Source organism: Acinetobacter sp. ANC_7588 (assembly GCF_056783995.1).
The window spans coordinates 93,149-113,950 of sequence record NZ_JBWYIU010000013.1 but is presented as its reverse complement, the minus strand read 5'-3'; the positions used below and the strand labels follow the sequence as shown (position 1 = coordinate 113,950).

General features: G+C 38.8%; 23 protein-coding genes. 11 read left to right on the top strand and 12 right to left on the bottom strand.

The features are described 5' to 3' along the window. Positions 1–170: 170 nt before the first annotated feature. The 3 genes from AC1M9J_RS12750 to AC1M9J_RS12740 are packed head-to-tail and all read right to left on the bottom strand — an operon-like array spanning position 171 to position 2,978. Positions 171–1,238: a DUF6670 family protein gene (locus tag AC1M9J_RS12750; RefSeq protein ID WP_481596486.1), complete on the bottom strand. Its 1,068-nt coding sequence runs from the start codon at positions 1,236–1,238 to the stop codon at positions 171–173. Between the two features lie 18 nt (positions 1,239–1,256). Next, entirely contained in the window at positions 1,257–2,081 is an 825-nt protein-coding gene (pssA, locus tag AC1M9J_RS12745; RefSeq protein ID WP_481952418.1) for a CDP-diacylglycerol--serine O-phosphatidyltransferase, read from the bottom strand. Between the two features lie 39 nt (positions 2,082–2,120). Then, positions 2,121–2,978 (bottom strand): 23S rRNA (adenine(2030)-N(6))-methyltransferase RlmJ, encoded by an 858-nt coding sequence (locus AC1M9J_RS12740; RefSeq protein ID WP_481952417.1) that lies wholly within the window; start codon positions 2,976–2,978, stop codon positions 2,121–2,123. Positions 2,979–3,095: 117 nt separating this feature from the next. Between AC1M9J_RS12740 and AC1M9J_RS12735 the strand changes: the two genes are divergently transcribed. Both AC1M9J_RS12735 and AC1M9J_RS12730 read left to right on the top strand, forming a co-directional pair. Then, entirely contained in the window at positions 3,096–3,698 is a 603-nt protein-coding gene (locus AC1M9J_RS12735; protein ID WP_092768036.1) for a 2OG-Fe(II) oxygenase, read from the top strand. Positions 3,699–3,756: 58 nt separating this feature from the next. Beyond that, positions 3,757–4,284, top strand: a complete 528-nt coding sequence (locus AC1M9J_RS12730; RefSeq protein ID WP_035269895.1) for a hypothetical protein — start codon at positions 3,757–3,759, stop codon at positions 4,282–4,284. A gap of 25 nt (positions 4,285–4,309) precedes the next feature. Here AC1M9J_RS12730 and AC1M9J_RS12725 read toward each other — a convergent pair whose 3' ends face one another. The 5 genes from AC1M9J_RS12725 to AC1M9J_RS12705 form a co-directional block, all read right to left on the bottom strand. Continuing rightward, on the bottom strand, positions 4,310–4,561 hold the full coding sequence (locus AC1M9J_RS12725) for a DUF2789 family protein (RefSeq protein WP_035269894.1): 252 nt from the start codon (positions 4,559–4,561) through the stop codon (positions 4,310–4,312). Between the two features lie 119 nt (positions 4,562–4,680). Next, positions 4,681–4,920, bottom strand: a complete 240-nt coding sequence (locus AC1M9J_RS12720) for a DUF2789 family protein (RefSeq protein ID WP_179999322.1) — start codon at positions 4,918–4,920, stop codon at positions 4,681–4,683. 148 nt (positions 4,921–5,068) lie between these two features. Next, a complete protein-coding gene (locus AC1M9J_RS12715; protein ID WP_035269892.1) occupies positions 5,069–6,055 on the bottom strand; it encodes a malate dehydrogenase in 987 nt (328 codons plus the stop codon). Between the two features lie 173 nt (positions 6,056–6,228). Further along, the gene (locus AC1M9J_RS12710; protein WP_481596487.1) at positions 6,229–6,891 is read right to left on the bottom strand and encodes a ribonuclease T2 family protein; all 663 of its coding nucleotides are present in this window, start codon (positions 6,889–6,891) and stop codon (positions 6,229–6,231) included. A gap of 26 nt (positions 6,892–6,917) precedes the next feature. Beyond that, the gene (locus AC1M9J_RS12705; protein ID WP_481596536.1) at positions 6,918–8,831 is read right to left on the bottom strand and encodes a lytic transglycosylase domain-containing protein; all 1,914 of its coding nucleotides are present in this window, start codon (positions 8,829–8,831) and stop codon (positions 6,918–6,920) included. A 360-nt stretch (positions 8,832–9,191) separates the two neighbouring features. On the opposite strand from AC1M9J_RS12705, the gene miaB reads away from it, so the two are divergent. The 7 genes from miaB to AC1M9J_RS12670 all read left to right on the top strand — a co-directional run bounded on the left by miaB (position 9,192) and on the right by AC1M9J_RS12670 (position 15,109). After that, complete coding sequence (gene miaB, locus AC1M9J_RS12700; protein ID WP_481952416.1) at positions 9,192–10,649, top strand: tRNA (N6-isopentenyl adenosine(37)-C2)-methylthiotransferase MiaB; 1,458 nt, start codon at positions 9,192–9,194, stop codon at positions 10,647–10,649. Between the two features lie 38 nt (positions 10,650–10,687). Beyond that, on the top strand, positions 10,688–11,773 hold the full coding sequence (locus AC1M9J_RS12695; RefSeq protein ID WP_092768044.1) for a PhoH family protein: 1,086 nt from the start codon (positions 10,688–10,690) through the stop codon (positions 11,771–11,773). 30 nt (positions 11,774–11,803) lie between these two features. Beyond that, positions 11,804–12,292 carry an rRNA maturation RNase YbeY gene (gene ybeY, locus AC1M9J_RS12690; protein WP_481952415.1) on the top strand — a complete coding sequence of 163 codons (489 nt, stop codon included), beginning with the start codon at positions 11,804–11,806 and terminating at the stop codon, positions 12,290–12,292. A 74-nt stretch (positions 12,293–12,366) separates the two neighbouring features. Continuing rightward, entirely contained in the window at positions 12,367–12,657 is a 291-nt protein-coding gene (locus AC1M9J_RS12685; RefSeq protein ID WP_481952414.1) for an antibiotic biosynthesis monooxygenase family protein, read from the top strand. A gap of 258 nt (positions 12,658–12,915) precedes the next feature. Then, positions 12,916–13,596, top strand: coding sequence for a hypothetical protein (locus AC1M9J_RS12680; RefSeq protein ID WP_179999309.1), 681 nt, complete (start codon positions 12,916–12,918; stop codon positions 13,594–13,596). 141 nt (positions 13,597–13,737) lie between these two features. Next, the gene (locus AC1M9J_RS12675; protein WP_035265223.1) at positions 13,738–14,451 is read left to right on the top strand and encodes a DUF3108 domain-containing protein; all 714 of its coding nucleotides are present in this window, start codon (positions 13,738–13,740) and stop codon (positions 14,449–14,451) included. Between the two features lie 82 nt (positions 14,452–14,533). Further along, the gene (locus AC1M9J_RS12670; RefSeq protein WP_035265221.1) at positions 14,534–15,109 is read left to right on the top strand and encodes a xanthine phosphoribosyltransferase; all 576 of its coding nucleotides are present in this window, start codon (positions 14,534–14,536) and stop codon (positions 15,107–15,109) included. Positions 15,110–15,145: 36 nt separating this feature from the next. Here AC1M9J_RS12670 and AC1M9J_RS12665 read toward each other — a convergent pair whose 3' ends face one another. The 3 genes from AC1M9J_RS12665 to AC1M9J_RS12655 form a co-directional block, all read right to left on the bottom strand. After that, the gene (locus tag AC1M9J_RS12665) at positions 15,146–16,000 is read right to left on the bottom strand and encodes a MetQ/NlpA family ABC transporter substrate-binding protein (RefSeq protein WP_481952413.1); all 855 of its coding nucleotides are present in this window, start codon (positions 15,998–16,000) and stop codon (positions 15,146–15,148) included. After that, the gene (locus AC1M9J_RS12660; protein WP_481596490.1) at positions 15,997–17,046 is read right to left on the bottom strand and encodes an isopenicillin N synthase family dioxygenase; all 1,050 of its coding nucleotides are present in this window, start codon (positions 17,044–17,046) and stop codon (positions 15,997–15,999) included. Before AC1M9J_RS12660 ends, AC1M9J_RS12665 begins: the two co-directional genes overlap by 4 nt. Positions 17,047–17,161: 115 nt before the next feature. Beyond that, positions 17,162–18,142: an aliphatic sulfonate ABC transporter substrate-binding protein gene (locus AC1M9J_RS12655; RefSeq protein ID WP_481952412.1), complete on the bottom strand. Its 981-nt coding sequence runs from the start codon at positions 18,140–18,142 to the stop codon at positions 17,162–17,164. Between the two features lie 271 nt (positions 18,143–18,413). Here AC1M9J_RS12655 and AC1M9J_RS12650 point away from each other — a divergent pair, with 271 nt between their 5' ends. Further along, complete coding sequence (locus tag AC1M9J_RS12650) at positions 18,414–18,788, top strand: hypothetical protein (protein ID WP_035265212.1); 375 nt, start codon at positions 18,414–18,416, stop codon at positions 18,786–18,788. Between the two features lie 51 nt (positions 18,789–18,839). Here the strand turns inward: AC1M9J_RS12650 and wrbA are convergent, their stop codons facing one another. Then, the gene (gene wrbA, locus AC1M9J_RS12645) at positions 18,840–19,436 is read right to left on the bottom strand and encodes an NAD(P)H:quinone oxidoreductase (protein ID WP_481952411.1); all 597 of its coding nucleotides are present in this window, start codon (positions 19,434–19,436) and stop codon (positions 18,840–18,842) included. A 114-nt stretch (positions 19,437–19,550) separates the two neighbouring features. On the opposite strand from wrbA, the gene AC1M9J_RS12640 reads away from it, so the two are divergent. Continuing rightward, positions 19,551–20,795, top strand: a complete 1,245-nt coding sequence (locus AC1M9J_RS12640; RefSeq protein WP_481597835.1) for a YihY family inner membrane protein — start codon at positions 19,551–19,553, stop codon at positions 20,793–20,795. Positions 20,796–20,802: the final 7 nt, after the last annotated feature.

Genomic DNA, 20,802 nt, shown 5'->3' with positions numbered 1-20,802 from the left:
TATTCAGCTAAACCCTTGTTTTTCAACAAGTTTTAATCAACATCACCGCCGATGGATGTGCATTCTACAGTATTTCATATCCAATGCAACCATGTTTTTTAAATATTTAAAAAAAATATGATTAACTGGATATTTATTGTTCAATTTACGTGATTTTTATGCTTTTGGAGCTATTTTTTAAGCGTGCATGGCACAATACTTGCAAAATTATCCATTAATTTTTCATCTTTATTAATTTCTTGCCACTTCAAACTACGGCAATCTATATATTCACAATACCCAGATTGTCCCACTTCTTTAATTCCATCAATCTGCACCTGATAACTAAAACTACCGACATAACCTGCGGCAAGACCGAATTTAAAATCTCCACGACTTTCACCTTTCACGATTATTTTTCTTTTTTTATTTTCAAATGACCATTCAAATACCCGCGCTAAATACATCTCATGTCCATTAGGGGTCTTTATTTTTGGGTATACACGATGGACTTTGAAATAAACATCATCAAACATTTCAGATGTCTGAGCTTTTAAATCTCTTAGATACATCCTTGATTGCACAATTTGATTTAAACCATTGCGTATATGAGCAAGAAGTAACTGTCTTTGGTCGATTAAGTTAATTATCTGATAGGTAAAAAAATGAAGCGGTAGATACGGAATATTGATCGCTCTGGCAAATTCAAATGATCCTAACTGGTCAATTTTATATGTTTGTTCTTTATAGGTCACTGTTCCTTTGCATTGACACACTAATGACCAGTGATCAAATAAACCTAATTTTAGTTTGGTAAAGTGCGAAATAATTGGTTGAGTTTGAATATTCAGATCAACGGAAAGTTCATTGTCCTTTCTTATTAATTTGAAGTTTGGGATTGAGCCTTCTAGTTGCTCTCTTTGTCCGAATACAAATTTATTCTCTTTAATCTCGCAATCATTAATGATTGAATAACCATGAAAATGTCCAACCATATGTGGACTAATGCTCGTAATGAGTGAAACAGTATCCAAGGCTCTTGTTTTAATTGCATAATCATTACGCAGCATTGGAACATTCGGCTGTCCGATAATGGTTAAAAAATTAAAATAATGAAGTGGAGATGGTAATCCTGGAATCATCAATCCTTGATGAATAATTTTATAGATTCCTCGTGGACCGTGATAATCCAACCGAAGAGGAAAAGGAGCCTGATTCAGCTGTTTTGAATCGTCCGCTAAACTCATCAACAACTGCATACCAAACTCCTTTTTTATTTATATTGTTTTTTCTCGAGCCAAAAATGTAGTGACGAAACCTGAAAGTGAATAAATTATCGAGAGCACTAAAATACCGACAGGAATATTGTATGTAATCGCAGCAAAGATAAACACAACAATAGGCAAGACTGCGAACGGCACACGTTTACGATCTACGGTTTTAAACGAATAGTATTTAATATTCGAAATCATCAGCAAGCCAACTGCAATAATAATGACTGCATTTATCGTCTGAATCATTGGATCAGATAGGACAAAAATTTCAGGGAAATCACGCCCCACCCAAACCAAAGAAATGATCATTACTGCGGCTAGAGGACTAGCTACACCAATAAAATAGCGTTTATCAACCACACCTATTTGCACATTGAAACGTGCCAATCGGAATGCAGCACAAGCAGTATAGACAAAACATGCAGCCAAACCGATTCGACCTAGATCATGGAGGCTCCAGCTATACATCAAAATTGCAGGCGCAACACCAAATGCCAACATATCTGATAATGAATCAAACTGCTCACCAAAAGGGCTTTGCGCTCCAATTGCTCGTGCGACCCGACCATCTAAACCATCAAATAAAGCAGCGATAAAAATGGCATAAATGGCTTGTGTGAATTCGCCATTCATACTTGCAATAATTGAGTAAAACCCTGACAACAATGCCGCAGTAGTAATCAGATTTGGCCACAGATAAATCCCACGACGCTTAACCTTTTGCCCTTCTTGTGTATGTTCCTCTTCTTCAACTTCGAAAGTAATACCATCAAAGCCCGGAACATTTCTTGGAGAAGATTCAGTTTCAGGTTTATTTATATTTGTCATTGTCATTCGTCCTAACTGTAGCCTTATCTCTCAATATTCTTATTCGCCGACCAACCAACGAACGGCAGCATGACCACCATTTTCACTCATTCTTAAGTGCGGAAAAAGCCATTGCAATGCTTCATCTGCATCTTCAGAAAACTTCCAAGGTGGATTAATCACTAATAAACCACAACCGTTTAATCCTACAGGTGTATCGTCTGGCCATACACATACTTCACAAACCAATTGACGGCGAATACCAGTCTTAATCATTTTTTTCTCAAAACGATCAATCATTGCGCGGTCTTTAATTGGGTACCAAATTGCAAATATGCCTGTAGGCCATTTCTTATATGCCGTAGCGATGAGTTCAACCAACTGCGGAAAATCCTTTCGCTCCACCTCATATGGTGGATCAATCATGACCAATCCACGTTTTTCTTTAGGAGGAATCACACCGAGCAAACCTTCATAAGCATCACGCTCATGCAAACCTGCCCGACGATCACGCACATTCATGTAAAGTTGCTGAAATACATCTCGTTGCATCTCAAAAATTGTTGCTTTATCTGTTTCGCGCATTCCTTCCAAAGCGAACCATGGCGAACCCGGATAAGCGCCTTTTCCGGCACCTGCACGCATATCTTCTACAACTTTAAGATATTGCTTAACACCTTCAGGGGCATTACGCTTAATTGAGTCATCGAGTTTAACTAAACGGTGAATACCATTTAAAAACTCTCCCGACTTCTGTGCTGCAGACGTTGATAAATCGTATTTACCTGCACCACCATGTGTATCAATGTAATGATACGGCTTATCTTTTTGATTAAGACGTGACAAAATCTGAAGCAACAATACATGCTTCATGACATCGGCAAAGTTTCCAGCATGGAAATGGTGACGGTAATTCATGTTTCAATTATTCCTAAGATCAACAATCATTTTAACATGAAAAAGTGTTTCATTCAGAATCGATTATTACTCTAAAATAGCTGACCTTTTTTTTATACAGTAAATAGCGAGATAAATATGGAAGCAGTTGTCATCCCAGGGGATTGGAATGTTGATCAAATCCTTGATGATTTAGATCAACATGGCTTCAGTATCATCGATCATGCATACCCACCAAGCTATTTAAAAAACGTTGTAAATGAATGCCAAATCCATCTTGATGATTTTCGAAATGCAGCAATTCAAAATGGCATTGTCAGCACAATCCGCAGCGATCACATTTTGTGGTTAGATCCAAAACTATCAATTTCCCATCAACACATAAAAACCTTAGATTTACTCTCTCAGGAATTAAATCGTGCATTTTATTTAGGCATTCAAGAAGTCGAAGCCCACTTCGCTTGTTATAATCCTGGTGATTTCTATGCTTTACATCGAGACAACCCTCAAGGCAAAAATGGTCGTGTGATGTCGACAGTTTTTTATCTGCATGAGGAATGGCATCAGCATTGGGGTGGTCAACTAAAGCTACAAGATAAGAATAATCAGTGGCATATTATTGAACCCAAACCTAATCGCATCGCTCTATTTCAAAGCGATTTATTACATGAAGTTCTTGTTGCACACCACCAACGTCTTTCGATTACAGCTTGGTTAAGGACCGCACGAACTTTAATTTAGCGCTTTATTTTTTCGAAGTTGCCTCCATATAGGTTTTAAACCTGATGAGGACTCATCCATGCAATCAAATACCAAGCTAATTATTCAACGCATTGGTGAAACAGACCAACTTTACTTACAAAAAAATACGCCTGAGCTTGCCTTTGAACGTGCCGAATTGCGTTTAGAGCTGGTCAGTATGAGTAAGCTTCGTCAGGAACAAATTCATTTTCTTCAAGAAGCGATTGTTCTTCTTGAACAAGGTCGAGTAGATTTCGAAGAAATGCCAATGCGTTTGTATATTAATCTTACCCTGATGTTAGCTAGAGCCTACATGATGTATTTTGAGATTACTCAAGATGAAAAATTTGCGATCATCACTCAGCAAATTTTAAAATCATTAACATCGACCAATCATAGTGATGTTTATTTTAATCTGGCTTATGCTTGCGCTTCTCGTAAAGAGTCAGCACTTACACGCCATTGGCTAAATAAATATTTTAAAACTATTGATCATGATTTAGAGGTGATAAGAACTCACCCTGCTTTCAAACAATTTCATGACCAAGAGTGGTTTATCCAGTTAACCAAACCTAAGATGCATTAAAAAAAGCCCCATGAAAGGGGCTTTTTTAGGCCATTTTTAATTTATATGCATCCATATGTAACTGTTGATTAAGTTCATCTATCCATATTGCCCAATCATCATCTTGTACTAAATGACTAATTAAGAAGTCGCGCTGACCTTTATTCCAAAATGGTGCATCATGTAAATTTTGTTGAGCGGAAAGCTGATGTGTACGGATATAGAGTTCAATTGCCGCTGGACTATTTGCCAACCCCAATTGAGAAAACAATAACGCTAAGGAAGGTTTATGTTCCATCAAGGGACTCCCCTTATCAGATTTTAATAAAATTATTATTTAAATAACTTATAAGAAATCCATGAAAAAACCCAGCTTTTGGTCTGGGTTTATTGTTTTAATTTGTGATTATATTTTCATCACTTTGTATCGTTTGTGAGCTGCTCACTCAATTGGTCAATGACAATGGCCCATTCATTATCTTTTTTCCAATGACTAATAATAAAATCGCGTTGCGATGGGTTCCAAAAATCAGCTTCATGCATCGGCGTATTGGGATCAAGCCGATGTGTTTGTATAAATTGATCAATCCCTTCAGGTGAGCTATCTAAGCCCAATTGCTCAAAAAGTAATTCTTGATTTACTTCCATATCCAACATGGATTGCTCCTTGAATTTTCATGATTTTGTTCAAGATAACATGTCAATACAAAGTTCTATGTAGAAGGATTTCTTAAGCATTGTTAAGTTTTGTGCATTAAAAAAGCACTCCGAATGGAGTGCTTTTTTAATTTAGTTGAGAACTAAATTATTTAACCATGTCAGCAATCGCTGCACGTTCTTCTTCTAACTCATTAAGCGTGAAGTTGATACGCTCACGGCTGAATTCGTCAATTTCAAGACCTTGAACGATTTTGTACTCGCCATTTTCACAAGTTACAGGGAAACCGAACATTACGCCTTCAGGGATACCGTAAGAACCATCAGAAGGAATACCCATAGTTACCCATTCGCCGTTTGTGCCAAGAGCCCAATCGCGCATATGGTCGATTGCAGCGTTTGCAGCAGAAGCAGCAGAAGAAAGACCACGCGCTTCGATGATCGCAGCACCACGCTTACCAACAGTTGGAAGGAATACGTCTTTATTCCATGCAGCATCGTTGATTTTGTCTTTTAAGCTTTCGCCGTTTACGTTAGCAAAACGGTAGTCAGCATACATTGTTGGAGAGTGGTTACCCCAAACTGTCATGTTTTTGATGTCAGAAACTGCAACACCAGCTTTTTGAGCAAGTTGAGTTAACGCACGGTTGTGGTCAAGACGTAACATTGCTGTGAAGTTTTTCGCTGGAAGATCTGGAGCAGATTTCATTGCGATATAAGCATTCGTGTTAGCAGGGTTACCTACAACAAGAACTTTAACGTCACGGCTAGCAACTTCGTTAAGCGCTTGACCTTGACCGATGAAGATTTCACCGTTGACTTTAAGAAGGTCAGCACGTTCCATACCAGGACCACGTGGACGTGAACCAACAAGAAGCGCGTAGTCAGCATCTTTGAATGCAACTTTAGGATCATCAGTACCGATCATGCCAGCCAATAATGGGAAAGCACAGTCGTCAAGTTCCATCATCACGCCTTTAAGCGCTTGTTGAGCTTTCTCAACAGGAATTTCTAATAATTGAAGAATAACTGGTTGGTCTTTACCCAACATTTCACCGCTAGCGATACGGAATAAAAGGCTGTAACCAATTTGACCAGCAGCGCCAGTAACGGCAACGCGAACAGGTTGCTTCATGTAATTATCTCCAGTTGAGAGGATAGTCAATGCGATTAAATAGCTGTTCTATCTAATCTTAATAATCATAAACGGCGAAGATTGTACTCCAATACTTTGACAGATGCATTGAAAAGAGAATGAATTTCAACAAAAGTCTGATAGGAAATATAAATTAACTTCGCGGAAATAAATTAGTAGGCGCCCTCTATGTCAAATCTATTTGGGCAGGTCGAGACAATATCAGACGCACATGACTTGAATTGACCATTCGTGCGATAACAGATTTCAACCCCCGTTAACACTGGGCGACCATTTAAGCTTTGGCATTGAAATTCAATACCTTGGCTGGGTAATTTTGGGTTGAGTTTGATGAATTGTGATCGTAATGTCGCCATAGAGACTGTTTTACGATCCACTCCTGTTAAGGAATCAGGAACTTTTAATTGGTCTGCATGATTAATAATGGTACGAAAATACTGACTGGCATTCATTGGAACGCAACCACCATAGTTGGCCCATAACCTAATTCTAGCCTGCTCATCAGGCATCACCCTAGCAACAACCCTCTTCTGTAGCGGTGCCAAGGTGGCAGATGAACTCGTTTGGCAATCATGACGACTGGTTTCTGGGATAAGACCCTTTATCGTCAGTGAATATCCTTCTAGGCATTTACGGTGTTTCGCTTTTGTTCGATCTAATGCACAAATGGCAGGTGTCATCTGTACTTGAAGCACATATCCTTGTAAACCTTTCCCGGATGCCATCACATCTGCTGAACACAACAAAGCCCCTACGCTCAAACTACAGAGGAGGTAAGTGTGTTGACGACTAAACAGCAGTTTTGCGTGATTCATCCAAGCTCACAAAAGTAGTTGAAATGCTATTGCGTATTTCTTACTGGAATAGGCGGCATACGACTTTCGATCGCTTGCGGCCCCTGACCAAGCAAAACACCATAATGAGCAGCATTGGTCATAACTTTCTTCACATAGTCACGTGTTTCATGAAGTGGTATTGACTCTGTGTATTGATCCGCCGCAATACTTTTAAACTCTGGTTGCCAACGGCGTGCTCTAGTCAGCCCTGCATTATAGCCAGCCGTAGCTAGAACTGGACTGTTACTCAGCATACCTTGAATCATTGACAGGTAATATGTCCCATAACGAATATTGGTATTCGGATCTGATAATGCAGCAGGATTATACGTTTCACCCATTTTTCGTGCCACATCTTTTGCTGTTGCAGGCATAATTTGCATCAATCCACCAGCACCTACATGTGAACGGGCCGTGGTTACAAAGCGACTTTCTTGACGCATTAAACCATAAGCCCACGAAGGATCAATCCCTGCATTTTTACTATGCGTCACCACTAGATTTTGATGTGGTGTCGCATAACGATATGCATAGTTATGACGTTTAAGTGTTCTTTCCGCCGCATAAATAGCACGGTCATACCACCCCATTTCTGTGGCACGTTTTGCCGCAGCCAGTAATAGACCATCATCTTGCTTAAGATAAGCTTGGCGGACAGCCCAATTCCATTCACGGTTTGTGTAAGTTGCTGAAGCATTGATATTGCGTAATGCAAAAGCACGTCTAAAGTGAATATCTTGATCTAAACGTTGAATATCCTGTGCGCTTGGTTGTGCTCGATCATGTGCTTCATTATAACGAATACCTAAATGATCTTTTGCCAACAGATTGTGATAATCATCGCCAGCGGCAGCTAATCGTTGATAAATACTTTTTGCAGCTTGCTTGGAAGCTTGATCTTTGCGATTTTCATACGCTCTCGCCATCCAATATTGCCAGCGATCTTCTTGTTTTTGCGTAACGCTCATACTATCTATGGCGCGCAACACACTTTCCCACTCACCAAAACGAATCGCTTGACGCGCGTAAATTTCAGCCTCTTCTGGTGTAAAAGGCACGCCATAACTGTAATCAAAGTTCTTCAGCACTTCAGGATTAAAATTATTTTTCATCACTGTCGTGCCTCCAATATACGCCACCGTGCGGTACATATACTTTTGAACATCTGCAGGAACACCTTGCACGACACGAGGAAGATTTTGAAGCGCCGTGTTCAAGTCAGCATCTGCAGCACGACCTAAAGCAAACACCAAATAAGCATAATCTACTGTTGTTCCTTTGGTCGCAGACCATAAATAATTCAAAGGATCTGCCTGAATTTGATTTAATTGTGCTAATGACAAGTTTAAACCCAGAGTTTGTGCTGTTGCGATCGCTTGACCAGACTGTCCCGCTCTAAGTTGCGCATACAGGCGCTGTTGACGATCTGTGGTGGTGAGTAAGGGACTACTTAGCATTAAGCGACCTAAACCATTACACGATTCTGGCTGCGATTCTGTTGTAAACCAGACATCTTTGTATTCAGCGTATACCAATGTATCGCCATTTTTTGCTCTTACTTGCGCAACCGCACAGCTTTCAGCTTGATCAGGATTGGTGACATAAGGTAAAACAAGTTGAGCTGTCTTGAAATCTGCTTGTTTTACCTTTTCTTCGACATAATCAGCAGCTAATTTTTCAGCCATTGCAGATTGAGGATAGCGCTGTGCAAAGCTGATAATATTCGTTGCGGGTTGGAAGCCTAAATTATTATTCAACATCCAATATTCTGGATAATATCCAAGCGCATCATTTTGCATTGCAGAACGATAATATTCGAGCTGAGCTGTATTACCCGAGTTCGCAAATTTAATCGCCTCATTAAATTGCTCTTCAGCCGCATGAGCAGCGGGCAAACAACCTAGTGTTATCAGCCCCATTAAATATTGTTTTAACTGTTTTTGCTTCACTGCTTTTTTTAACACGCTTCTCTTCTCAACTTTAACTCGTCGCTACATTTGGACATGCTTTTTTGCATGATCAACTCTTTTGCAGCGCTTGGCAATTTTAAAATGTATTTTAAATACTCTAATGATCAAGTACTGTTCTGTTATGTAAAGCGCTGATTAACCACTATTATTTTAAAGTATTTTTACTGTAAATCCATAAACTTGATCTGATTTATATATTTGTTCAACCCGTAGTACAAATACTGTAAAATAGCTCGCTTTTATCGAGTGTGGGATTCCCCCATACTTCACCGGAACATATTTATCCCTTTTTATAGGATAGGAGCCTTCATGACGGTTCAAACCTTCATTCCGAATAGTGCCCCAGCTGCCTCAGAAAACACTGTTACCCAGCCACAGCACACCCCAGCCATCGATGGTGCAGTCAAAAAACTGTATATCGAAACGCAAGGGTGTCAGATGAATGAGTATGACAGTCATCGTATGGCCGACTTGCTAGGTGATTCACACGGTTATGTATTAACGACAGACCCTGCTGATGCAGATATTCTTTTAATGAATACCTGTTCAATTCGTGAAAAAGCGCAAGAAAAAGTATTTTCAGAATTAGGTCGCTGGCGCAAGCTGAAAGAAAAAAATCCTGATTTGGTGATTGGTGTAGGTGGATGTGTTGCATCTCAAGAAGGTGACAATATCCAAAAACGTGCACCTTATGTCGACATGGTATTTGGTCCACAAACACTTCACCGTTTGCCACAAATGCTTGATCAACATACGGATCAAATTGAAAAGCCGAAAAAAGAGAAAATCAAACTGGTAGACATCTCATTTCCAGATATCGAAAAGTTCGACTTCTTACCTGAACCTCGCGTTGAAGGTTATAAGGCGTTCGTATCGATTATGGAAGGCTGTTCAAAATACTGTTCATTCTGCGTGGTGCCATACACTCGTGGTGAGGAAGTCTCTCGTCCCCTAGATGATGTACTTGCTGAAATTGCTGGTCTTGCTGAAAAAGGTGTACGTGAGGTTTCTTTACTCGGTCAAAACGTAAATGGTTACCGCGGAGAAACATTCGAAGGTGAAATCTGTACATTTGCTGATCTTCTTCGTCTAGTGGCGGAAATTCCAGGCATTGGTCGTATTCGTTATACAACATCTCATCCATTAGAATTCAATGATGACCTTATCCAATGCTATCGTGACCTACCACAGATGGTTTCTCACCTTCATTTACCAGTTCAAAGCGGTTCAAATGATGTATTGAAGGCAATGAAGCGTAACCACACGATTGACGTTTATATCGATAAGATTGCTAAATTACGCCAAGTACGTCCTGATATGCATTTGTCTTCAGACTTTATTATTGGCTTCCCTGGTGAAACTGATGCTAACTTTGAAGAGACATATCAATTTATTCAAGACTTAGATTTTGATCATTCTTATAGTTTCATCTACTCGAAACGTCCTGGTACACCAGCATCAGAGTTGGAAGATTTAACACCTGAAGATGTTAAAAAAGAGCGCTTGGCTAAAGTTCAACAATGGATCAAGCAATCAAGTATCCAAAAAACTGATGCTATGCTTAGTACTGTCCAACGTGTGCTCATTGAGAGCGTTTCAAAGCACGATCCAAACTTATTGGTAGGAACCGCAGACAATACACGTTTAGTAACATTTATTGGTGATGCTTCTTGGCTCGGACGCTTTGCAGAGATTGAGATTACAGAGATTAAAACCTTAAATTTAGTTTACGGTGAACTCTTGAATCTTGAACCTGACGTGGCGTAATGTAGAGGTATAGATTAACAGACTCTAAAGGAAATCTCTTGACTGCAGCGATTCGACGTACAGTGGCTTTTCCCGGTGTTTCAATGGACCGTTTACAAACCATGCTTGGCGCGTACAACGGTCATATGAAACAAATTGAACAACGTTTAGATGTAAAAATCAGTCAGCGTGGCGATAGTTTTTTTATTGACGGTGGAATTGATGAAGTCGAGAGAGTTGAAAGCTTACTTCAGCGCTTATACGCCGAAGCTGAAGTTTCTCAACAAATCAGCTCTGATTTGATTCATTTAATGATTCAAGGCAGCCAGACTGATCATGAATTACAATTGGATCCTAATCAAGAACACACAGGACTTGACGAAGTCTGGCTCCAAACCCGTAAGGGCCGCATTAATCCGCGGGGGGCCAACCAAAAACGCTATGTACAACGCATTCTTCAAAGTGATATTTCTTTCGGGATTGGTCCAGCGGGTACAGGTAAGACCTATTTGGCTGTAGCTGCTGCCGTTGATATGCTTGAACGCAATGAAATTCAACGTATTCTTTTAGTTCGCCCTGCTGTGGAAGCTGGTGAAAAACTTGGCTTCTTGCCAGGTGACTTATCACAAAAAATTGATCCTTATTTACGCCCACTCTATGATGCCCTGTATGAAATGCTTGGCTTTGAAAAAGTGGCAAAATTAATTGAGCGTCAAATTATTGAAGTAGCGCCACTTGCATATATGCGTGGTCGTACACTCAATCACTCCTTTGTCATTTTAGATGAAGCCCAAAATACAACGCCAGAACAGATGAAAATGTTCTTAACTCGTCTTGGTTTTGGTTCGCGTGCAGTCATTACAGGTGACATTACTCAAGTGGATTTACCACGTGGACAGCAGTCTGGTTTGGCACATTCATTACGCGTGCTTGAAAAGATTAAAGAAATCCATATCACGCGTTTTCACTCACGTGATGTTGTAAGACATCAGCTTGTACAAAAAATTGTAGAAGCATATGAGGGTTGGGACAGTGAACAACATCGTTTAACTGCTGAAGCACGTGCGGAACGTAAAGCACGTCAAGAAGCACTCATATCAGAAAATGATTCTGCTGCTGATGCTCAGCATCAAGATGCAGAGTAATTTAAATCTAATCACGCTCAAGGCAAGATTTTGAAACTCAGTCTCTCATTACAACAATCGTTTGAAGCATCAAACTTGGTGCTCAAACGTGCGTATGTTAAAAAAATTATTGAAACCACCCTTCGTCATATTGATACACAAAGCGATTGTGAAATTGGTATAGCTTGCGTAGATGTCGAAGAAAGTCACAAACTTAACCTTGAATATCGTGGTAAAGATAAGCCAACCAATGTTTTATCTTTTCCAAGCGACTTACCAGATGAAATGGCTGAAATTCTAGACAGTTTCCCTATCGGAGATCTGGTGATTTGTATTCCCGTTGTGCTTCGTGAAGCAGAAGAACAATCTAAAGCACCATTAACACATTTCACTCATATGTTGGTTCACGGTACTTTACATCTGATGGGCTATGATCATGAAACTTCTGAACAAGATGCTGAGGAAATGGAAGTAATTGAGATTGAGATTTTACAAAAACTAGGTTTTGAAAATCCTTACCTGCTTTTGGATAACGAATAACATTCCTCAATGACTTCGGTCTATGCTTCCCGTTATTCGGGAAGCAAATTAAAATAATAAATGAGTATTCAAAAATGAACTTCGTTGTCATCTTCAAAGCTAAAATAAAAAATATTGATGATGAATATGTAATATTGGCTAGCCAAATGCGGCATAAAGCGATGCATGATTACAATTGTACAAAGTTTGAAAGCTATCAAGAGAAGGATAATGAAGTCAGTCTTTCTTATTGGAGTCGGTTAGAAGATATTCAAGCTTGGCAAGACACCCAACATCTTTATGCCCAACAAAAAGGTCGCCTATCATGGTATGACACGTATTCGATTGAGGTCTGTCAGATTCAGCGCGCTTATCAATCTGAGTAAATCGAGTTGATCTTTATATTGATGACATATTTTAGACAAATGAGTTAAATATTGAGCAAGTTCTTCAGATAAAATAAGATAAAGTCATGCGAAACCAATAGATTAAACTTAAATAACGCCTGACCATCAAAACCATAATAAACGTCTTTGTAAACATTACATCGCAATTGGATAAGCTGTTATCCTTCGGCAGTAATCACCTACAAGATATACACTAGCTGACATCTCACAAGATTTAGAGGTAATGGAACTTCACTTATGCCAACGATTATTTCAAATATCGCGAACAAATTTCGTAAAGTCTATCAAAAGGCTGAAGGGTTTATTGAAGAAGAACGTGAATTTCCTGTCTCTCAAGTTTTTTTAAATGCGACTTTCAAGCGCTTTGTGACCGACAATGTCAGCATCCTTGAAGACTTACATGCTGATTTACACGACGATTGGCTTCGACTCTATGCCACTTTGAATGTGAAAGGGCTTTATACCATTCTCTCTGTAGATTTAAAGCTGATTCAAATGGAATTGAATAAAGATGTACAACTGATTGTATTTGAACAAATTAGTGAAACCGAAGTCATTGAAGCAAAATTTCAAACCTTTTGGATGAAAATTGCATTCCGCTCTGCCCTATTTTTCTATCAAAAAATTCTTCGTAAAGATCCACTTGGCATGATTTTAGAGCGGTTTAATGTCATTAAAGTCAAAGACGATCTCTTACATCTCGATTTAAATCAGTGGCTCGGAAAAAATCGCTCGATCATTGAAACATTGGGCAAAGTACACGTCAACCATGCAGAACTTCGTGAAACAGAATTGGTGGTGATTGGTAATGTAAATTTGATGGCTTTATTCAGCAAAATGAATACTGATCGATTCAAATCGAAATCTGATGAAGTGGAAAGTGATCACATTACACCAATTAAACAAAAGGACGACTAGAGCGCAGCGTTTTGATGTCGTCATAAAGCTTAAGCTACAGAAAAATACATTTTCACTGTGATTATTGATTATTTCTCCTTATTTATCAGAGATAATAAAACTTCAAGTGATCCTTCGATACGAAGGTAAAGGAAAATATTTATGGCATTTAAATCGTTTAAAACTTTGAGTGTGATTGCAAGTGTAGGTACAGCCGTGCTTTTCACAGGCTATTCAAGTCAAGCGCTTGCCATGACGCCCTTCCAAGCCTCTTATCAGTTTGCATACAATGGTAAAAACTTGGGGTCAGCAACACGAACCTTGAAAAAATCAGGTAACACATGGAATTACGTTTTTGCAGCTAAAGCAGGTGGTATTGCTTCAGCGACTGAAACCAGTAACTTCACATTCAACAATAATCAGATTCAATCATCCAATTTCAGTCGCACCAGTAAAATTTTGGTTCATAACAATACAATGAGCATTAAATTTAATCCAAGTGCCAAAACCATTAACACCACCAAAGATAAAGAGCAACGTTCATTTGCTTGGAAATCTGGTGTACTGGATGAGTTAAATGCAGAATTGCAAATTCGTGAAGACTTAAAAAATAACGGTTTAAAATCGCAATATTGGATTGCAGATGCTAAAGAAGTTGAATCACGTCGTTTCGTCAAACAAGGCACTGAAAAAGTAGAAACCAAGTACGGTACGTTTGATACCATCAAAGTAGTGATGAAGCATGATAAACCAGGTCGTGAAACGATTTTTTGGCTGTCTCCGAAATTGGACTATTTACCAGTGAAAGTCACACACCAAGATAAGAAATCTTCATACGGGCTCTTACTGACAGGGTATAACGGTCCACAAAATTAAGGCATTTTTTACTTGCTTTTTTGCAGATGCTTTTTAAAATACGTCTTTGCTTAAAAAGGCACCTGCCCTAGAGGATTCTCCCGTGTACGCACTAGAACAGAAAATCTTAAACGAAGGTATCGTTCTATCTGATCAGGTTTTAAAAGTTGATTCTTTTCTAAACCACCAAATCGACCCAGTGATGATGCAACAAATTGGTCAAGAATTTGCTCGTCTATTCAAAGATGCAGGCATCACCAAAATCATCACAATTGAAGCTTCAGGTATCGCACCTGCTGTGATGGCTGGCTTGGAACTTGGTGTACCGGTAATTTTTGCACGTAAGTATCAATCTTTAACTTTAAAAGATGATTTATATCGTTCAAAAGTATTCTCATTTACAAAGCAAGTAGAAAGCACAATTGCTATTTCTAAGAAGCACATTGCAGCAACAGATAAGGTTCTTGTGATCGATGACTTTCTTGCAAATGGACAAGCTGCTTTAGGTCTGGCTGACTTGATTCACCAAGCTGAAGCTGAAGTTGTCGGGATTGGTATTGTGATTGAAAAGTCGTTCCAACCCGGCCGTGATCTTTTACTTGAAAAAGGTTACCGCGTTGAATCACTTGCTCGTGTTGAATCACTTGCAAATGGGACAGTGACTTTTGTTCAAGAATAATGTTGAACATTAAAAAAAGCGCCTAACGGCGCTTTTTTACTTTAATGTGGCAGGATCTAGTTGAATGCCCAATTTTGTACCACCAAAATGCTTTTGAATATAATCCTCAACGTAAGGCTGATGGTAAAGATTTGAAAGTTTTTGAAATTTTGGATCATTCAATCGGTCTTTACGCACTGCAAGTATATTGACATTTTCTAAAGCTTTATCAGTGACCTCTTCTTTAAATATCGCATTTGTTATTACATTTAGTCCACTTTCCAGAGCAATAGTATTTCCAATTGCGGCTAAATCCACCTCAGACAAGACACGTGGGAGTTGTGCACCTTTGACCAATTTAAATTGAAGTGATTTCGGATTTGACTGGATACTTTCAAGAGTTCCAGAAATCGTATTAAAATCAGGCTTAAGTGTAATTAGCTGAGCACGCTCTAATAACCTTAATGCACGTGCTGTATTCGCCACATCATTTGGAATTGCAATTAAGGCCCGATCAGGCAAAGCAATTAGTGACTTGTAGTTTTGAGAATATAACCCCATAGGCTCTAAATAAGTGGTCGCCAAGACAGCAAGCTTATGATGATTCAAGTCATTAAATTCTTTGAAATACGCCCAAGATTGAAATGCATTTACATCAATTTCACCATCGAGCAAAGCTTGATTCAAAGCCACACCGTCATTAATTTCTTTCACCTCAATGTCAACTTTTGCTGTTTTGGCCTGATCAGAATCCGCGATATGTCTCCAAATATCAACATCCGATCCATGTGACCCAATCACGATTGTTTGTTGTGTTTGTTTTGTTTTTTGAGGTTCAGGTTGAGCACTACATGCACTGATAATGAGAATTGGAAAAATAATAAATAAAAATTGGGCGTATTTTGACTTCATGATTTACTCGATATTGTTGTTGATTGTTTGAGTTGTTTAAATTGTGCTGGATAATATTTTTCAGTAACGTCTAAATGAGATCTAAGTCGACCTTTGATACAGTTTTCTCCCACATTTCTCAGTAAAGGATTCAGCGGATCTGTCTCTGGTCCTTGTGCAAGCGTTTTTAAATTATCTGCAAGATTTAAAAGCGGAATTTCACCAGCAAATAAATTGGGAGAAAGAAAATAAGCAACCGAATACCGATCTGCATTCGTTGGAGATATGACTCGATGTTGATTCGCAATCAAATATCCATTTGTGGCAAGCTCTAAAACCTCACCGATATTGACGACAAATGCGTGTTCAACAAATGGTACTTCAATCCATTTGCCTTGACTTAAGACCTGAAGTCCTCCGATCTGGTCTTGTAAAAGTAAAGTTAAAATATTGGAGTCTTTATGAGGGCCTACACCCTGATGATTCATTTGATCAATTGGAGGATAATGAATCAGCTTGAGTAGTTCATGTGGACTGCCTGTAATCAATTGATCAAGTGCTGTGTCCTGCTGCCCCAATGAAAGCAACAAGGCTTTTAATAATTTAATTGCAACTTGTCTGAGATCTCGTTGCCATGCGGTGACTGCGCGTTGAAACTCAGGCCAATTCGAAGGCCACTGATTTGGTCCCTGTAAGCGTCTCCATGTCGGTCCAGTTTCAGGTTCTAATGCTGCCAGTTCAAAACCAATGTCTATTTGTTCTCTAAAATCAGGGTGCAGACGTGTAACTTCGGCATTTACTCGACTATACCCTCGAAAATGCGGGGAATGAATCATAGCGATTTCATCTTTTTGTTCTTGTGGCAGCGAAAAAAACTGCCGAGTAATACGCTGAATCTCTGAAATTTTTTCAGTTGGAATGCCATGACCCGTCAAATAAAAAAAACCAATATCCTTGGCGATATGTGCAAGTCGTTGCAGAAAATCTGCTTGAGTTGATGATTGATCAAATTGACTTAAATTCAGAATAGGAAATGCGTTTAAGCTTTGTTTTAATGGTTGAGTCATGATGCACTCATCTTTCTAATACTTCATTGTATTAATGACTGAAAGATGAATGCTTTTGAAATCATTTAAATTGGATACTTATGCGTCTATAAAAATATGATTCACGTTCAATCACTTACTCTTGCCCAGTCCACACATGATCTTTTAAAGACACGGCATTCGGAATGAGTTTAAGTTGATAAAACAAATCTGCAATTTTTTGTTGCGCCGTGACTGTATCTGTATCGACCAGTTTGGCATAAGCAGGAATATTTCTTTTTTCTAAAACCAGTTTGGTAATATTTTCGTCCAAGCTTGTACTTTGCGCCAAAATTTTTGCGGCTTGATCTGGGTGTTGATTGATCCAATCATCTACTTGATTTAATGTTTGCACAAATTTTTGGGCTTCAACCGCATGTTGTTTTAAAAATTTTGGTGAAGACAAATAGAAGCTATATGCCAATGGCAAAGCTTTTGAATCAATAAGAACACGTGTATCACCTTTAAGCGAAGCAGCACTTGCATAAGGATCCCAAATCGCCCAAGCATCGAGTGATTTTTTATCAATAGCAGCTCGTGCATCTGCAGGCGTTAACCAGACGGGTTGAATATCAGACCAACTCAATTGAGCTTGATCTAATATTTGTGAGAGAAAGTAATGCGCACTTGAACCTTGTGTAACACCAATACGCTTACCTTTTAGATCCTTTAAGCTTTGAATCGTGCTGTCTTTGGGTAACAGCAAGCTGTGTGCATTTTTAGATCCATTTTCATACGCTAAATATTGAATTGGTTTACCTGCAGAAAGTGCGAAAATTACAGGTGTATCTCCTGTATACCCCACATCTATAGCACCGACATTTAATGCTTCTAGTGTTTGAGGACCTGCCGGAAACTCTTTCCATTGAATTTTCACACCAGGAAATGCCTGCTCAAAAGTTTTATTTTGTTTTGCAACGATGAATTTAAGCGCCGCTTTTTGATAGCCAATATTCAAGGTTGTTAATTTTTCATTTAATTCATCTTGCCCCTTAAGATCAGTAGGCTTTTCTTTTGAGCATGCAATGAGGCTAAAACTCAATGTCACAATAGTACTTAGTACAAATAATTTTTTCATTGTCTTGGTAATTTTTTTGATTGGAATAAAAAAATAAGCCAAACTTCGAAAAAAATTAAATCACTATTTGCGCTTAGTTATTCAGTTCAAGATCTAAGCCATCCTGCTCATAAAATATGGTTTTATCCTTAAAAATTAAATTAATCTATTTTCAAATCAATTTTTTATTTTATCTGGCATTACAGTTTTTCTACATTCGGCCATGTTGCAACTTTAAGCGCAATGCTAGAATCTTTTAAATAAATGGATGTATAGATTAGAGCAATCCTAAATGACTGAAAACTTAGAAATACACTGCCCAAAATGCGGTTCAACTGATATTGAAAAACGCAACCATGAACAATTACTGCAAAAAACAGGTGGTGTTCTTCTTTCCGCAGCGGGTACAACTGCGGGAACTGTGGGTGGTGCTGCATCAGGTGCTTCTATTGGTGCTTCCATTGGTGCTGTTGCGGGCCCTTTAGGTGTAATCATGGGTGGCACAATTGGCACTTTTGTTGGTGCAATCAGTGTGGGTGTGACTGGTGGCTTTTTAGGTCATCGTTTTGGAAAAAAAGCGGGAGAAATTGTCGATAAGAATGTTTTCCTCGATTACCAATGCAAAAAGTGCAAACACCGATTTGAACAGAAACATATTTCAAAATAAAAGTGAGCGAGAAGCTCACTTTTTTTATGCCTGATAAAATAATCTTTTAAATTATTTCTTTAACATTTGCAACGCCACTTCACCTAATCGTTTCCCTTGCTCGATACACAGTGATTTTTCATCTTGGCTTAGAGATTGATCGTGTCTAGGACCACTGACATGTGTAGCACCATAGGGTGTCCCACCTGATTTTGTATTCGATAAAGCTGGGTTGGCATTGGTTAAACCCAAAATCAACATTCCATGATGAAACAAAGGTGGCAACATAGTCAGTAATGTACTTTCCTGCCCGCCGTGCATAGAGCCCGATGAACCAAATACACAAGCAGGTTTATTATGCAATGCACCATTGAGCCATAAACTCGTTGTTTGATCCCAAAAATATTTCATTTCTGATGCCATATTGCCAAATCGAGTTGGTGATCCTAATGCAAGTCCCGAACAATGTTGAAGATCATCCAAAGTCGCATAAATATCGCCCTCCTCTGGAATACTTGGTGCTGCTTCGGTCACCACTGTTGCCAACTGTGGAACTGTTCTAATTTTCGCAAGCATTCCAATAGATTCAATTCCTTGAGCAATTAAATGTGCCATTTCCTTGGTTGAACCATATTTACTGTAATACAAAACTAGAACATATGCTTGCATAAAAAGATCATCCAATGAAAAAAGAAAACTATACGGTATTTTTTTTAAAATTTGGTTAAGCTGTGCAACGAACGTACAGAATTTTAACTAAAAAATACTCGAGACTCATTATTTATGGCGGAAATCTTAAAAAAGTTACCTTTCTACAATAAAACATGGTTTCAGTTTATTTTGTTTGTACTACGACGCTTTGAAGCTAACAATTGTCGTGAGCAAGCAGGCTCTTTAACTTACACCACACTTTTCGCTGTCGTGCCGATGTTGACCGTATTCTTGGTTATCATTTCATCGATTAAAGCATTAGAACCTGCTCGGCAACAATTACAACAATTGATCTACAGTAATTTTCTGCCTAAAACCAGTATCGCGTTTGATAAAGCATTGAATGCATTTACTGACAATTCGAGCAACTTAACCATTATTGGTGTGCTGTTTTTATTCTTTACCACAGTAATGATGCTCACTAGCATTGAGACAGCATTCAATCGTATTTGGCGTGTGACAGAAACGCGTAATGGCATTATTGGTTTTATGCGCTATTGGACCATCATTTCATTGGGACCAATCCTGCTGGGTTCGGCTTTTGTGATTTCATCGACTTTAGCGTCTATGAACATCCTAAGCAATAATTTTGCAGGTTATGAATTGAATGGGACGTTTATTTTGTGGGTCATCTCATTTGCACTCACCGCATTTGGTTTTTTTGCCTTGTATTGGACGATTCCAAACCGCTCTGTTCCAATAAAAGCAGCCATGATTGCTGCGATTTTTAGTGCTGTTACCTTCGAGTTACTGAAAAATTTATTCGGCTTCGTGATGACTAACTTTACCAGTTATCAGTTGGTTTACGGTGCTTTTGCAGCAGTTCCAATTTTCCTGTTGTGGATTTATCTCTCTTGGAACATCGTACTGCTTGGTGTTGAGATAAGTTATGCCCTCACAGCATTTCATACAGGTAAGACCGAAACGCGCCATCCAATTCTCATGCTTCTAGATATGCTTGAGTTATTCTATAAAAAACAAAAACAAGGTAAAACCGTAACCGATCTGGAGGCACTTGATATTTTAGGACGCGGTGAAATTGGCCGCTGGCCTAAATATGTTAATCTATTAGAACAGCAGAATATTATTAAACGTACAGATAATAATGAATATGTTTTGGTTAGAAATTTAGATCATCTTGATTTTTGGTCATTTTATAAATCATTGCCTTATACGCTGCCTGATAAAAATGATATCGGAAAAATTCATGAAGATGATGTATGGATGAACCGTATTGGTCCTGCACTGATTGAAGCTGATGATTATCTTGCTGCAAAGCTCTCCGTACCGCTATCGACCATACTTGAAGAAAAATAAACTCTTG